The organism is Nocardioides sp. NPDC000445 (genome assembly GCF_040300245.1).
Classification (GTDB): domain Bacteria; phylum Actinomycetota; class Actinomycetes; order Propionibacteriales; family Nocardioidaceae; genus Nocardioides.
Genome location: NZ_JBEPDH010000008.1, coordinates 142,460 through 156,270 on the forward strand (window position 1 = coordinate 142,460; position 13,811 = coordinate 156,270).

The window sequence follows — 13,811 nt, forward strand, 5'->3', positions numbered from 1 at the left end:
CGGTCGCGTGAAGCTGACCGATTCCCATCTCACCGAATCTCAGAGTGACCGGGCCGTCGGGGCCATCGTCGGAACCGCGGTGGCGGATGCGCTCGGGGCTCACTACGAGTTCGACCGCCCTCGGCTCGGCGCGGACGAGGTGGCGCAGATGCTCGGCGGCGGACTCGGCCCGTTCGCGCCCGGGGAGTGGACCGACGACACGACGATGGCGTGGTGCATCCTCGAGGTCGCCGCGAGCGGTCTCGACCTGCGTACCGAGGAGGGGCTGACGGCCGTCGCCCGTAACTTCCGGACGTGGGCGGAGTCGGACCCGAAGGACATCGGCAACCAGACCGCCCGGGTGCTCGACACCGCAGGTCCCGAGCCCACCGCCGCGCAGCTGCGACACGTCTCGGAGAAGCTGCACGAGACGACCGGCCGCACGGGCGGCAACGGCTCCCTGATGCGGACGGCTCCGGTCCCGCTCCGCCATCTCGGCGACCGCCCGGCCGTTGCCGAGGCAGCCGCCGCGGTGAGCGCCCTGACCCACTGGGACGAGCACGCCCGGTCCGGTTGCGTCCTGTGGTCCCTGGCCATCGAGCACGCGGTGATGAACGGCGAGCTCGACGTACGCTCCGGCCTCTCCCTCCTCTCCCCTGCCGAGGCAACCTTCTGGACAGAGAAGCTCGACGAGGCCGAGACCGCGCCGCCGGCGACCTTCAACCCCAACGGCTGGGTGGTCACCGCGCTGCAGGCGGCGTGGTCCGCGATCGCCCAGACTCCCGCTGCCGGTCCCGAGCACTACGTCGAGGCCCTCAACACCGCGATCCGGATCGGCAACGACACCGACACCGTCGCCGCCATCGCCGGCGGTCTCCTCGGCGCGTGCTGGGGCGCCACCGCCATCCCGGCCGAGTGGCGCGAGCTCAGCCACGGCTACCCCGGCATCCCCGGCGACGTCCTCGCCGCCCTCGCCCTGGATGCTGTTGTCGCCGGGCGGGCACGCTGATCACCGTTATCGGTCAGCCGTCGCTACACCAGGAACTGTGGGTGCTCAGGCCTACCGTCGCCCTATGAAGCTCACCGCTCGGGCTGCCGCCGAGACCATCTCCCCCGCCCACAACATCGGCCTGCGAGACGCGGGGCGCGTGCTCGCGGCCGGACTCGCAGGACCGGCCACCAAGCAAGGGACGTCCCTGGTCGCCTACCGGAGCTCGCGCAACTGGCTGAGCGCGGACGTGCCCGTCCGATCGAACGGACGGCTCTGACCGTTCCCGGCCGCAGGGCCGATCAGCGCAGCGGGCGGATGTGGAGGCCGATCTCGGGGTCGACGAGGACCTCCTGAGCGACCGGCATCCCGTCCACGACGAGCTGCGCGTCCACAGGTACGTTGCGCTTGACCAGCCCCAACGCGATCGGGCCGAGCTCGTGGTGACGAGCCGACGAGCCGATGAAGCCGACTGTCTTCTCACCGAAGACCAGCTCGGAACCAGCAGCGGGCAGCCGGTTCTCCGAGCCGTCGAGGTGGAGCAGCACCAGGCGCCGCGGCGGGCGGCCGAGCGTGTGGACGCGGGCGACCGTCTCCTGGCCGCGGTAGCAGCCCTTGTCGAGATGGACCGCGTACTCCGGGCCGACGGTCTCTTCCGAACCCGGCACCCAGCCGACCTCGTTGGGGATCGTGCGCGTGTCGGTGTCGACGCCGAACCGCGGCTCACCGCGCTCGATCCGGAGAGCCTCGAACGCCCAGAGCCCGCAGGCGGGGCCCGCGGCAGCGGCGTACGTCTCCAAGGAATCGCGCGGGACGAACGAGTAGCCCTGCGAGGGACGCCAGACCGAGGCCTGCGACGGCTCCGCCGTCACGGTCACGTCGGACCAGAACTTCATCCGCTCCAGATAGGCGACCAGAGCCTCACCGGCACCGGGCTCGGTCCACGCCAGGAAGGAGGAGCCGTCGTCGACGCCGGAGAAGAAGTGCTCGACATGTCCCTGCGGGGACAGGATCAGGGCCGAGGTCCAGACCCCGGGCTCCAGTCCCTCGAAGGCCTGCGAGGTCAGCGAGTGCAGCCAGGTCAGCCGGTCGGGACCGGCGATCCGTAGGACGTCACGGTGGGAGAGGTCGACGAATCCCTCACCTGAGGCCAACGTCCGCTGCTCCAGGTTGAACGACCCGTAGTGTGCGGCGACGGGTGCGTCAGCACCATCGCCGGCGACGGCACCGGGCAGGGACAGAAGCGGGCTGGCAGTCATCATGGCTCCTCAGAAGAACAGTCGACGCACGCCCCGAAGACGGTCAGATGAGCGACATCCACCTCGAAGGCGTACTCCTCGCGCAGCCGCTCGCTGATTCCGTCGGCCACTGAGGGGTCAACACTGGTGACCTTCTGACACTTCCTGCAAACCGCATGAAAATGCGGACGGCCGGAGACCGAGTGGTAGGTCGAGGCCCGCTCGCCCAGGTGGGCGTGGCGCACCAGTCCCAGCTCCTCGAGCACCTCGAGGTTGCGATAGACGGTGGAGAGGTTGATCGCCGAGGACGACTCGCGTACGACCGCGAGGACCTCCTCGGGGGTGGCGTGCCGCAGCCGCTCGACAGCGCCGAGGACCAGCTCGCGCTGGGGCGTGAGTCGATAGCCCTTCGCCCGAAGGGCCTCGCGCCAGTCCTCAGCCGCCTCGGTCATCGCGACTACTTGTTGACGCGCTTGAGCCGCGCCCACAGGTGCGGCTGCAGCGCCTGGCCCATCGCGGCCATGTCGTACGCATAGAGCAGATCGCCCTCGACGTTGCCGTAGAGACGCTTGCCGGCGGTGTACTCCTTGGCGGTCTCGGTGCGACCGACGGCGTCCGTGGTGACGTCGAGCTTGCCGCCCTCGGCCTTGCCGTACCACACCTCGATGATGCCGCTGCTGTGCGTCATCACCCACTCGACCTCGCCCCCAGGGCGGAAGCGCAGGAAGCCGGTCTCGAGCGCGGCGTCGCGCACCTTCTCGCCGGTCTCGGGGTCGATGATCCACGAGCGCGCGAAGTAGTGGAAGAACGGTCGCCCGTCGTGGGTGAAAATCAGCTCCTGACCGAACTCGAACTTGTCGATCGTCGGATAGTCACCGTGTCCGTTGCCCTGCCAGGTGCCGAGCATCCACGCACAGGGACCGGCATCGGGGTGAAGGTTCTCCGGAAGTTCGAAAGCCACACCCCGAGTTTAGGCCGTACGTCGGCTACGACCCGAAACGCAAGCGCTAGTGTGCTCGGCATGCAAGAACTCGTGGTGAAGGTGACCGTGGGCGCCGAGGCGCCCGAGCGTACGAACCAGGCCTTCACGGTCGCCTCCGCGGCCGCGACCGCCGGCGCGAAGGTGTCCCTGTGGCTCACCGGTGAGGCGACCTGGTTCGCGGTGCCGGGGAAGGCGGAGGAGTTCACGCTGGAGAATGCGACTCCTCTGCAGGAGCTGATCGGACTGGTCCTCGAGTCCGGCCAGATCACCGTGTGCAGCCAGTGCGCGTCCCGTCGCGACCTCTCCGAGGAGGACCTGATCGACGGCGTGATCATCAAGGGCGCGTTCGTGTTCGCCGAGGAGATCCTGCGCGACGGCGTGCAGGCGCTCGTCTACTGAGCCCACCCCTTCACAGAACTACACCAATGTAGTTCCAGGTAGCAGCCGTGTTAAACCTCTCGGAGACTCCACACACCGCCTACTTCGCCGTTAGCATTCACCCTCGTGAGCACGCAGACCCCCAGTGGCAAGTGGTGGAGCCGTGATTCGGCCGCCCAGCCGGGTGACGACGAGGACCTGACGGCGCGCGCTGCGGAGTTGGCCCGCGCCGCTGCCGCAGCCGAGTCACTTCGCATCGCAGCCGAGCAGGCGGCCGCCGAGCAGGCGGCCGAGCGGCTGGTGGCCGAGGAGTCCGCCGCCCAGCACGCGACCGCCCGCGCGAAGGCGGACGAGACCGCCAAGCTGCACGCCGAGCTGGCCGCCGACGCCCACCAGGCGCGCGAGGTCGCGGAGAAGGCAGCCGAGGAGTACGCCCGCGCCCGGGTCGAGGCCGAGAAGCTCGCCGACACCCGTGCCAAGGAGCGCGCCGAGGCCGAGGAGGCCGCCCTCGCGAGGGGCAAGGAGCTGGAGGCGGCCGAGCGTCGCCTTCTCGACGCCGCCCGTGTCGCCGAGGAGCAGGCCACCGCCCGCACCGAGGCCGAAGAGGCCGCCCGTGCCAAGGCCGAGGAGGCCGCGGCCGCGGCCGCTTCCGCCGCGGAGGCCCACACCAAGGCGGCCGAGCACGCCGAGCTGGCCCAGGCCGCCTACGCCGCGCGCAGCGTCGCGGAGGCAGCCGCCGAGGACCGCCTCGAAGAGATGGACGAGCTTCGCGACGCGCTGGCGGCAGCCGAGAAGGCTGCCCGCAAGGCCGCGGACGAGGCCCGTGCCGCCTACGAGGCGCGCAGCGAGGCCGAGGCCGCCGCCGAGGCCGCCTACACCGCCCGCGCCGCGGCCGACACCCGATCCGAGGAGCTCGCGCGGATGCGCGAGGAGGCCGACGCGGCCGCAGCCGGCCGGGCCGACGAGGCGCTGGCCGCGTTCACCGCGCGCCAGGCCGCCGAGCAGGCCGCCAACGACCGAGCGACCGAGGCCGAGAAGGCAGCCGCCGCACGCATCACGGCCGAGGAGTCCGCGGTCGCGATGGCGACCCAGGCCGAGCTCGCCGAGCAGGCGCGCAAGGAGGCCGAGGCCGCGGCCGAGGCCGCCTATGCCGCTGCCGAGGCGGCCGCGACCGCCCGCGCCGAGGCCGAGGAAGCGGCGAAGGAGGCCTTCGAGGAGCGCAAGGCCGCCGACGCCAACGCCGAGGACCACGCGATGACCCGTGCCGCGGCCGAGGCCACCGCGGCCGACCAGTACGCCGTGGCAGCCGAGGCGCTGGCCGCACGCACCGAGGCGGAGGAGGCCGCGCTGCGCGCCTTCAAGGCCGCCGACGCCGCCAACGACGCCCGTCTCGAGGCCGAGAAGAGCGCGAAGCAGTACGCCGAGTTCGCCGCTGCCGCCGCGCACGAGGCCAACGAGAACGAGGAGCGCTACCGGCAGCTCACCGAGCTCGCCTCCCAGGCCGAGCAGGCGGCCGAGTCCGCCAACCTCGCCCGGATGGCGGCCGACCAGCGCGCCTCCGAGCACGCCGATCTCGCGGTGCAGGCCCTGGAGGGCCGCCGCGCCGCCGAGCGCGCCGCTACCGAGGCCAACGAGGGTCGTCGCGCGGCGGAGTCCGCGCTGCGTACCGCCCACGAGTCGATGACCGAGCTCATCACCGGACAGGCTCGCGAGCGCGAAGAGGCCGAGCGCCGGATGACCGAGATGATGAACCGTCTCGCTGACGTCCAGGAGCAGGCCGCCGAGGCCGTACGCCTTCGGGCGGAGGCCGAGGAGGTCGCCGGTCAGAAGGCGATCGACCGTCAGGCAGTCGAGGCCTCGATCCTGCACAACACCCAGCTGGTCGAGCAGGCCATCGTGGACCGGCAGATCGCCGAGCGCCGCAGCGCCCAGCTCGCCAAGCAGCTCGCCGACCTGCGCGAGGCCGTGATGCTCGCGGTCAAGGGCGGCAGCACCAACAAGCGTGCGATGCAGGCCCTCGAGCTCACCCTCGCCGCGACCCCGTCGCCGCCCGAGGCGCAGTTCCCCATCCCGGACGCTCCTGACGAGCCGCTCGTCGTCGAGCCCCTCGAGCCGGTCGAGCCCGTGAAGGCCACGGCTCCCGCGCCGGTCGACTCACCGGCAGCGCCGACGGCCGGTCCTCCGACCGCACCCGTGACGCTGCCCGAGCGGCAGACCGGCAAGAAGCAGGCCGACAAGTCGCAGTCCCAGGGCTCGCCCGCGCAGCCGGCGGACCTGCCCGACACCCCGAGCGACTCCCTCCCCCAGCGCTCGAGCGGCTGGCTGGCGGCGGTCAAGCTCGCCGAGTCCGGCAAGTTCCCCGGCGCCAAGATCCCCGGCGCCGGCAGCTCCGTGCCCGAGGCCGCCACCGCTGCCGACGACGCGCCTGCCGACGAGTCGGAGGGCGAGCCGGTCGGCGCCAAGAGGCTCACCGTCCGCACCTTCAGGCCCGAGGACGGCTCGCTCATGACCGAGAGCACCGTCACGGTCACCGAGGAGGGCGTGCTCGACGTACGCAAGGACGAGCAGACCCACACCTACGACCTCTACGACACCCACACCGACATCACCATCAAGGGTGAGCCGGCCGCCGACGAGTGGGTCGTCGAGTTCAACACCGACGAGGCGGGTGCGGTCCAGGTCGACAAGTCGATGGTCGACCCCGAGGCGTTCCAGCGCGAGGTTCTCCGCTGGCGCCCCGACATGGCCGGCTGAGCTCCTTACAAGTTGTCCTTCAGCACTCGAGCGATCTCGAGGACTGCCGCGCGTGCCGTACGCCCTGCGCCGACCACGTTCAGGAACCCATGGATCTGGTCGTCGAAGCGCCGGTGCACGACCTTGACCCCGGCCTCGTCGAGCTTGGCGGCGTACGCCTCGCCCTCATCGCGCAGCGGGTCGAAACCCGCTGTCGCGACGTACGCAGGGGCGATCCCGGTCGCCGGGATCTCCGCATACAGCGGAGCGTGGCGCGGGTCGCGGCGGTCGATGCCCTCGGGCAGGTAGTTGTTCGTGGCGGCCGCGATGAAGTCGGCGGTCAGGTAGAAGCCCTCGCTGAGGTCCTCGCGGCTGCGGGTGTTCGCCTCCGACTGCGTCACCGGGTAGATGAGCAGCTGGAACGCGCAGTCCTCACCGACGGCGAGCGCGACCCCGGCGGCCAGGTTGCCGCCGGCGGAATCGCCGCCGACCCCGATCCGGGCCGGGTCCGCCCCGAGCTCGGCCGCATGCTCGACCGCCCACCGGAACGCCGCCACCGAGTCGTCGTACGCCGCCGGGAACGGTGACTCCGGCGCCAGCCGGTAGTCGATCGAGAGCACCTTGACGCCGGACTCGCTGGCCAGCAGCCGGCAGGGAGCGTCGTGGCTGTCGAGGTCACCGAAGATGAAGCCGCCGCCGTGCAGGAAGACCAGCAGCGGCGCGTTGCCCGAGGCACCCTCCGGGACGTAGAGCCGCGCCTTCAGCCCCGCGGCCCAGAGCTCGCGCACCGACCCGATCTCCTGGCGACCGCCCCCGAGCTGCGACTGCCGCAGCAGCGCGACCCGCCCCTTCGGGATCGGCAGCGTCGACGGGTCCGGCTCCCCCGACACCTTCATCAGCGCGAGCATGACCTGCGTGTCCACCGCGAGCGTCTGCCCGTCGTACGTCACCGGCTTGCCGACCAGCCGCCGCTGCACTGCGGCCGGAAGGTTCAACGCCGTTGTGAACGCAGGCCTCTTGATGGGCACCAGCAACGGATCGATCAGGGACGACGCACGCGCGAGAATCGACATGCGCCCAAACTACCCGCTAGTAGGGACATCGTGTAACAGGTAGTTCGCCAGACGACCCGAGTCCGCCAAGCGGCGCCCTTGCATGCGGTCGCTGGATTTCTACCCTGCTCGCCGTGATGGCCTCGATCGCGGAAGGTGTTCGCCCAACAGCGAGCAGGCGTCATGACGCCCCCAAGCCGTACACGTGCCTACCCGCTCAGATACGTCGACTGAGGCCACAAGTCCCGGGCGAACGAAAATTCGTTCGCCCGCTCGCGCTCGACTGCGCCCTCGGTCCCTGTCGCAGCGATCTCGGGCGGATTCCGCCAGAGGGGCACGCGGTGGATGACAGCCTTGATGAATCACCGGCCGGAAAGCGCATCGACCATCGCCTCGATCACGCTGCGACTGAACTCGCTGTCCTCGTCCGGGGCAACCACCGTAATCAGGTACAAGCCGTCCGCGACCAGAGTGACATCGTACGGCTCGAATCGACCCAGACCGTGACCGTATGGATCCTCGAGCGCGGTGACCGCAATCGAGCCAGCATCGAAGCGGCGATACATCAAGCACAGTGGCGCCTCTGAACGTGCATCGAGGGAATACCCGAACTCCTCCCAATGAACGTCCATCTCCTGATCACGGACAAGATATATGGCGGCCTGTTCGCCAAGGTCACTCAAACGATCCGCACTCCATCCGCGCGGCCCGCCGAACCCTTCGATCTCGACCGTCATGTTCGGCCATCGCTCTCCCCACACCGAGATGAAGCGCGCGATCTTCAGATCGATCGGCCCCGAACTGATCATGACCTGATCACGTCCCGTGACCATCAGCCGAAGCCCACCGCGGCAAGTAGGTCCTCCAACAGATCGTCTGCCAGGTCGTCGATAGCTCGTCGCTCCTTCTCGCAATACGATCCGGTCGCCCCGAGTATTGCTGGATACAGGGACAGCAAGGCCCCCACGGTCGCGCCGCATAGGACTCCGCCATTCGCCCGCCAACGATGGGATGCGAGTTCGATCTCACCCCGGAGAGCAGCGAGCGCCGCTGAGTCGATCCCGCTCCCAATTCTGATCTCGGCCGCGAACTCGATGAGTTGCTCCACCAGAGAATCGTCACTCGACGTCATTCGACCCCACCGAACCCGGCGAACGCCGTGAACCGGTAGCGGTTCTCCTCGGCATCGAAGACGACTTCGATCTCGCGGGCACGCAGCCCGAACTGATTCTCCGCCCATCGACACATCGCGACAGCCAACCCTTCTACCTGGAAGTCCGTCTCGACAAGGGTGACGTCGTCAACCGTCACGTGCACCGCGCGGCGGTGGCGACGGACGACATCAGCAGCAACCGTCGTCCAACCAGCACGCAACGCATCGACATGATCGAGCGCCAGCCCGGCCGCGGCCCCAGAGAACTCAAGGGTCGTCGCGCCGCCACCATCGGCAGAGCGATCGACCGGGTCGCCGTATCGAACCTTCGCGGTGATGGAGATCCAGATCCCCCAAGAGGACCGCAGGACCTTGAAGACGTACGTACTCCACGTCTCGTCCACCATCTGTCCACCTCCCTGGTCGAACCTGGGCGGCTCCGGCGTCGCCCGACGCCGCAACCTACTGCGCGAGAGCGAGACGTACCGTGGAATCGACGGTTTCAAACACCCGCTCGGATGAAAGACTGGCCTCATGAGTCTCGACCCGCAGGCCCCCACCCGCTCGGCCGAGGACACCGTGAGCCTGACCGCGGTTCCCGACCAGCCGTTCGACGTCGAGCCCGAATACATCCCCGATCACGAGGCCCTGGCCGAGGTCGAGAAGTACGAGGACAGATTCCTCGACCGAGAGCTGTCCTGGCTGCGGTTCAACGAGCGGGTGCTGGAGCTGGCGGAGGACGAGACGCTGCCCCTGCTGGAGCGCGTACGTTTCCTGGCGATCTTCACCTCCAACCTGGATGAGTTCTTCATGGTCCGGGTGGCGGGTCTGAAGCGGCGGATCGCGGCGGGGGTGGCGGTCAAGGCCGCGTCCGGGCTGATGCCGCGCGAGGTCCTCGAGGTGATCTGGCGTACGACCCGGGAGCTCTCCGAGCGGCATGCCGCGGTGTTCCGCGGCAAGATCAAGCCGGCGCTGCTCGAGGAGGGCATCCAGCTGCTGCACTGGGAGGACCTCACCCCCGAGGAGGTCAAGGCCTGCAAGAAGCTGTTCAAGGAACGGGTCTACCCGGTGCTGACGCCGCTCGCGGTGGACCCGGCCCACCCGTTCCCCTACATCTCCGGCCTCTCGCTCAACCTCGCCGTCCGGCTGAGGGACCCGAAGACCAAGAAGAAGCACTTCGCCCGGGTGAAGGTGCCGCCGATCTTCAGCCGCTTCGTGCCGCTGGGCAACGACCGCTTCGTGCCGCTCGAGGAGGTCATGAGCGAGCGTCTGTCCAAGCTCTTCCCGGGCATGGAGATCCTTGAGGTGCACACCTTCCGGGTCACTCGCAACGAGGATCTCGAGGTCGAGGAGGACGACACCGAGAATCTCCTCACCGCGCTGGAGAAGGAGCTGCTCAGGCGGCGCTTCGGCCCTCCCGTACGCCTCGAGGTACAGGAGTCGATGACCGACTCGACCCTCGACCTGCTGGTCTCCGAGCTCGGCATCTCCGACAAGGAGGTCTTCCGGCTGCCCGGTCCGCTCGACCTGCGCGGGCTGCACGGCATCGCCGACATCGACCGCGAGCAACTGAAGTATCCAGCCTTCGTGCCGAGCACCCACCCGGCGCTCGCGCCGGTCGAGAGCGCCGCGCCGGTCGACGTCTTCAAGGCGGCCCGCCGTGGTGACGTACTCCTGCAGCATCCTTACGACTCGTTCGCGACCAGCGTGCAGCGCTTCATCGAGCAGGCCGCGGCCGACCCGCGGGTGCTGGCGATCAAGCAGACCCTCTACCGGACCTCCGGCGACTCCCCCATCATCGACGCCCTGATCGACGCCGCCGAGGCCGGCAAGCAGGTGCTGGTACTGGTCGAGATCAAGGCGCGCTTCGACGAGGTGGCCAACATCCGCTGGGCCCGCAAGCTCGAGCAGGCCGGCTGCCACGTGGTCTACGGCCTCGTCGGCCTGAAGACCCACTGCAAGCTGGCGATGGTGGTGCGCGAGGAGCCCGACGGCACGATCCGTCGCTACACCCACATCGGCACCGGCAACTACAACCCGAAGACCTCCAGGCTCTACGAGGACATGGGGCTGATCACCACCAACGAGGGGATCGGCGAGGACGTCGCCCACCTGTTCAACAACCTGTCCGGCTGGAGCCGGGAGGCGACGTACGAGCAGCTCCTGGTCGCGCCCGGCAACGTACGCAACGGCCTGATCGAGCAGATCCACGCCGAGATCGCCCACCATCTGGCAGGGCGGCCGGCGAGGATCCGACTCAAGGCCAACTCGGTGGTCGACGAGGCCATCATCGACGCGCTTTACCTTGCCTCGCAGGCGGGCGTGCCCGTGCAGCTGCTGGTGCGCGGCATCTGCGCGCTCCGTCCGGGCGTGGAGGGCCTGAGCGAGACCATCGAGGTTCGCTCGATCCTCGGCCGGTTCCTGGAGCACTCGCGGATCTTCTGGTTCGAGAACGGCACCGCCGACGACGGGGACGGACCGAGCGCCTGGATCGGCTCGGCCGACATGATGCACCGCAACCTCGACCGACGGGTCGAGGCCCTCGTACGCCTCCCCACCCCCGAGCTCGTGGCCGAGGTCGGCGCACTGTTCGACCTGGCATTCGAACCGACCACGGATGCCTGGCTCCTCGGGCCCGACGGGACCTGGACCCGAAACCACGCTGCCAACCATCTCCAAGCGATGTTGATCACTCGACAGCGCCAGCGCAGGCGTGCCGCGGCGGGCTAAGACACGCCCTGGCTTTCGTCGTGTCAAGCGGACTCGCCTAACATGAGCCCGCAGGTCTGCCTCATCCAGCCAGGAGCCCCCCGTGCGTTTCCGAATCCGCCCGGTCGACACGTCGTTCTACGACCTGTTCACCGAGTCCGCCAACCACCTCGTAGGCGGTGTCTCTCTGCTCGCCGAGATGCTCAGCGACACAGCCGAACGCGAGGACGTCGCGCGACGGATGCGCGACGCGGAGCACGCCGCTGACGAGACCACCCACGAGATCGTCAAGAAGGTCAACTCGACCTTCGTCACGCCCTTCGACCGCGAGGACATCTACGCCCTCGGCTCCGGTCTCGACGACGTGATGGACTCGATGGACGAGGTTGTCGACCAGATCTTCGTCTACGGCGTCAACATCCTGCCCCCGGAGCTCTCCGACCAGGTCACCGTGCTCCAGCGCTGCGCCGAGCTGACCGCGGCGGCGATGCCCAAGCTGCGCTCGATGAAGGAGCTCTCCGAGTACTGGATCGAGATCAACCGTCTCGAGAACCAGGGCGACAAGAACCACCGTCGCATCCTCGCCAAGCTCTTCTCCGGTGAGTACGACGCGATGGAGGTCCTCAAGCTGAAGGACATCGTCGAGTCGCTCGAGGACGCGATCGACGGCTTCGAGAAGGTCGCGAACACCGTCGAGCAGATCGCCGTCAAGGAATCCTGACACCGTGGAACTTGCCATCGTCATCGCGGTGGTCGTCGTCGCCCTGGTCTTCGACTACACCAACGGCTTCCACGACGCCGCCAACGCCATCGCGACCTCCGTCTCCACGCGCGCGCTCACGCCACGCATCGCCCTCCTGCTCGCAGCGGTGATGAACTTCGTCGGCGCGTTCCTGGGCCAGAAGGTCGCCCACACCGTCTCCGACACGATCACCCCACCATCAGGGGCACATGGTCTGACCGTGGTGATGGCCGGCCTGCTCGGCGCGATCGCCTGGAACATGATCACCTGGTACTTCGGTCTTCCCTCGTCCTCGTCGCACGCGCTCATCGGTGGTCTGGCCGGCTCGGCGATCGCCGCCGGCGCGTTCGTCAACTGGATGACGGTGCTGGAGAAGGTCGTCATCCCGATGTTCGTGTCCCCGTTCGTCGCCTTCAGCCTCGGCTTCGGCGTGATGCTCGCGATCATGTGGATCTTCCGCCGTGCCAACCCGCACAAGGCACAGAAGGGCTTCCGGATCGCCCAGACGATCTCGGCCGCCGCGATGGCGCTCGGCCACGGCCTGCAGGACGCGCAGAAGACGATGGGCGTCATCTTCCTCGCCCTGGTCACCGGTGGCTTCCTCACGGCCGATGACGACCTCCCGTTCTGGGTGATCGCCGCGGCCGCGACCGCCATCTCCCTCGGCACCATGTCCGGCGGCTGGCGCATCATGCGCACCCTCGGCCGCCGGATCATCCACCTGGACCCGTCACGCGGATTCGCCGCCGAGTCGGTCGCCGCCTCGGTGCTCTACTCCACGGCGTACATCTGGGAGGCCCCGATCTCGACCACCCACACGATCACCTCGGCGATCATGGGTGTCGGTGCGACCAAGCGGTTCTCCGCGGTCCGCTGGGGTATCGCGAAGTCCATCGTCGCCGCCTGGGTCTTCACCTTCCCCGCGGCCGGCGGCGTGGCAGCCCTGACCTACCTGCTCTGCCACTTCGTCTTCCAATTGCCGTAGACGACAACGTGCCGAGTCGGCGCATCCGACCCCTCCCGCTCGCTTCGCTTCGCGAGACACGGGGTCAGATGCGCCGACTCGGCTGCATTTTCTAGCCGAAACGACCCGAGATGTACGCCTCGGTGTCCGGGTTGTCCGGCTTGGTGAACATCTGCTTGGTGGGGTTGAACTCCACCAGGTGGCCCGGCTGGCCGGCGGCCTTCAGGTTGAAGAAACCGGTGTCGTCGGAGACACGGGCGGCCTGCTGCATGTTGTGGGTGACGATCACGATCGTGTACTCGGACTTCAGCTCGTGGATGAGGTCCTCGATCGCGGCGGTCGAGATCGGGTCGAGGGCCGAGCACGGCTCGTCCATGAGCAGCACCTCCGGCTGGACCGCGATCGCACGGGCGATGCAGAGCCGCTGCTGCTGACCACCGGACAGGCCCATGCCGGGCTTGCCGAGACGGTCCTTGACCTCGTTCCACAGGTTGGCGCCGCGCAGCGCGCTCTCCACGATCGAGTCCGCCTCGGACTTCTTGATCCGCTTGGAGTTGAGCTTGTTGCCGGCGAGCACGTTGTCGTAGATCGACATCGTCGGGAACGGGTTGGGCCGCTGGAAGACCATGCCGACCTTGCGGCGTACGGCCACCGGGTCGACGTTCGGCCCGTAGATGTCCTGGCCGGCGATCTGGATCTTCCCCTCGACGTACGCACCGGGGATGACCTCGTGCATCCGGTTGAGCGTGCGCAGGAAGGTCGACTTGCCGCAGCCGGAGGGCCCGATGAAGGCGGTCACCGACTTCGGCTTGATGGACATGGAGACGTCCTCGACGGCCTTGAAGTCGCCGTAGAAGATGCTGGCGTCCTTGACTTGAATGGACATGTGTTTC

At 68.6% G+C, this 13,811-nt stretch carries 15 protein-coding genes; 7 read left to right on the forward strand and 8 right to left on the reverse strand.

Annotated elements, in window-relative coordinates; genetic code table 11:
- Positions 1-7: 7 nt before the first annotated feature.
- Positions 8-988, forward strand: a complete 981-nt coding sequence (locus ABT304_RS12950) for an ADP-ribosylglycohydrolase family protein (protein ID WP_350715678.1) — start codon at positions 8-10, stop codon at positions 986-988.
- A 64-nt stretch (positions 989-1,052) separates the two neighbouring features.
- Positions 1,053-1,247 carry a hypothetical protein gene (locus tag ABT304_RS12955; RefSeq protein ID WP_350715680.1) on the forward strand — a complete coding sequence of 65 codons (195 nt, stop codon included), beginning with the start codon at positions 1,053-1,055 and terminating at the stop codon, positions 1,245-1,247.
- 22 nt (positions 1,248-1,269) lie between these two features.
- On the opposite strand, the gene ygfZ is transcribed toward ABT304_RS12955, so the two are convergent.
- Genes ygfZ through ABT304_RS12970 form a run of 3 tightly spaced genes read right to left on the reverse strand, consistent with a single transcriptional unit; the run spans position 1,270 to position 3,166 of the window.
- Positions 1,270-2,229, reverse strand: a complete 960-nt coding sequence (ygfZ, locus tag ABT304_RS12960; RefSeq protein WP_350715682.1) for a CAF17-like 4Fe-4S cluster assembly/insertion protein YgfZ — start codon at positions 2,227-2,229, stop codon at positions 1,270-1,272.
- Complete coding sequence (locus ABT304_RS12965; RefSeq protein ID WP_350715683.1) at positions 2,226-2,657, reverse strand: Fur family transcriptional regulator; 432 nt, start codon at positions 2,655-2,657, stop codon at positions 2,226-2,228. Before ABT304_RS12965 ends, ygfZ begins: the two co-directional genes overlap by 4 nt.
- Before the next feature lie 5 nt (positions 2,658-2,662).
- Positions 2,663-3,166 carry a heme-binding beta-barrel domain-containing protein gene (locus ABT304_RS12970; RefSeq protein ID WP_350715684.1) on the reverse strand — a complete coding sequence of 168 codons (504 nt, stop codon included), beginning with the start codon at positions 3,164-3,166 and terminating at the stop codon, positions 2,663-2,665.
- Between the two features lie 60 nt (positions 3,167-3,226).
- Here ABT304_RS12970 and ABT304_RS12975 point away from each other — a divergent pair, with 60 nt between their 5' ends.
- Both ABT304_RS12975 and ABT304_RS12980 read left to right on the forward strand, forming a co-directional pair.
- Positions 3,227-3,586 (forward strand): DsrE family protein, encoded by a 360-nt coding sequence (locus tag ABT304_RS12975; RefSeq protein WP_160026759.1) that lies wholly within the window; start codon positions 3,227-3,229, stop codon positions 3,584-3,586.
- Between the two features lie 105 nt (positions 3,587-3,691).
- Positions 3,692-6,319 carry a hypothetical protein gene (locus ABT304_RS12980; protein ID WP_350715685.1) on the forward strand — a complete coding sequence of 876 codons (2,628 nt, stop codon included), beginning with the start codon at positions 3,692-3,694 and terminating at the stop codon, positions 6,317-6,319.
- A gap of 5 nt (positions 6,320-6,324) precedes the next feature.
- Here the strand turns inward: ABT304_RS12980 and ABT304_RS12985 are convergent, their stop codons facing one another.
- The 4 genes from ABT304_RS12985 to ABT304_RS13000 all read right to left on the reverse strand — a co-directional run bounded on the left by ABT304_RS12985 (position 6,325) and on the right by ABT304_RS13000 (position 8,910).
- Positions 6,325-7,371 (reverse strand): alpha/beta hydrolase, encoded by a 1,047-nt coding sequence (locus ABT304_RS12985; RefSeq protein WP_350715687.1) that lies wholly within the window; start codon positions 7,369-7,371, stop codon positions 6,325-6,327.
- A gap of 341 nt (positions 7,372-7,712) precedes the next feature.
- The gene (locus ABT304_RS12990; RefSeq protein ID WP_350715688.1) at positions 7,713-8,183 is read right to left on the reverse strand and encodes a hypothetical protein; all 471 of its coding nucleotides are present in this window, start codon (positions 8,181-8,183) and stop codon (positions 7,713-7,715) included.
- On the reverse strand, positions 8,183-8,458 hold the full coding sequence (locus ABT304_RS12995; protein WP_350715690.1) for a hypothetical protein: 276 nt from the start codon (positions 8,456-8,458) through the stop codon (positions 8,183-8,185). Before ABT304_RS12995 ends, ABT304_RS12990 begins: the two co-directional genes overlap by 1 nt.
- A 20-nt stretch (positions 8,459-8,478) precedes the next feature.
- Complete coding sequence (locus ABT304_RS13000) at positions 8,479-8,910, reverse strand: hypothetical protein (protein ID WP_350715692.1); 432 nt, start codon at positions 8,908-8,910, stop codon at positions 8,479-8,481.
- A 127-nt stretch (positions 8,911-9,037) separates the two neighbouring features.
- Here ABT304_RS13000 and ABT304_RS13005 point away from each other — a divergent pair, with 127 nt between their 5' ends.
- From ABT304_RS13005 to ABT304_RS13015, 3 genes are all read left to right on the forward strand, one after another.
- Positions 9,038-11,233, forward strand: coding sequence for an RNA degradosome polyphosphate kinase (locus ABT304_RS13005; protein WP_350715694.1), 2,196 nt, complete (start codon positions 9,038-9,040; stop codon positions 11,231-11,233).
- 82 nt (positions 11,234-11,315) lie between these two features.
- On the forward strand, positions 11,316-11,933 hold the full coding sequence (locus tag ABT304_RS13010) for a DUF47 domain-containing protein (RefSeq protein WP_350715696.1): 618 nt from the start codon (positions 11,316-11,318) through the stop codon (positions 11,931-11,933).
- Positions 11,934-11,937: 4 nt separating this feature from the next.
- Positions 11,938-12,939 carry an inorganic phosphate transporter gene (locus ABT304_RS13015; protein WP_350715697.1) on the forward strand — a complete coding sequence of 334 codons (1,002 nt, stop codon included), beginning with the start codon at positions 11,938-11,940 and terminating at the stop codon, positions 12,937-12,939.
- A gap of 91 nt (positions 12,940-13,030) precedes the next feature.
- Here ABT304_RS13015 and pstB read toward each other — a convergent pair whose 3' ends face one another.
- A complete protein-coding gene (gene pstB, locus ABT304_RS13020; RefSeq protein WP_350715699.1) occupies positions 13,031-13,804 on the reverse strand; it encodes a phosphate ABC transporter ATP-binding protein PstB in 774 nt (257 codons plus the stop codon).
- Positions 13,805-13,811: the final 7 nt, after the last annotated feature.

What these genes read in the sequence shown, in the direction of transcription:
- ABT304_RS12955 (WP_350715680.1), top strand. Translation starts at nt 1,053, where the DNA reads ATGAAGCTCACCGCTCGGGCTGCCGCCGAGACCATCTCCCCCGCCCAC.
- ygfZ (WP_350715682.1), bottom strand. Translation starts at nt 2,229, where the DNA reads ATGATGACTGCCAGCCCGCTTCTGTCCCTGCCCGGTGCCGTCGCCGGC.
- ABT304_RS12965 (WP_350715683.1), bottom strand. Translation starts at nt 2,657, where the DNA reads ATGACCGAGGCGGCTGAGGACTGGCGCGAGGCCCTTCGGGCGAAGGGC.
- ABT304_RS12975 (WP_160026759.1), top strand. Translation starts at nt 3,227, where the DNA reads ATGCAAGAACTCGTGGTGAAGGTGACCGTGGGCGCCGAGGCGCCCGAG.
- ABT304_RS12985 (WP_350715687.1), bottom strand. Translation starts at nt 7,371, where the DNA reads ATGTCGATTCTCGCGCGTGCGTCGTCCCTGATCGATCCGTTGCTGGTG.
- ABT304_RS12990 (WP_350715688.1), bottom strand. Translation starts at nt 8,183, where the DNA reads ATGGTCACGGGACGTGATCAGGTCATGATCAGTTCGGGGCCGATCGAT.
- ABT304_RS13000 (WP_350715692.1), bottom strand. Translation starts at nt 8,910, where the DNA reads ATGGTGGACGAGACGTGGAGTACGTACGTCTTCAAGGTCCTGCGGTCC.
- ABT304_RS13005 (WP_350715694.1), top strand. Translation starts at nt 9,038, where the DNA reads ATGAGTCTCGACCCGCAGGCCCCCACCCGCTCGGCCGAGGACACCGTG.
- pstB (WP_350715699.1), bottom strand. Translation starts at nt 13,804, where the DNA reads ATGTCCATTCAAGTCAAGGACGCCAGCATCTTCTACGGCGACTTCAAG.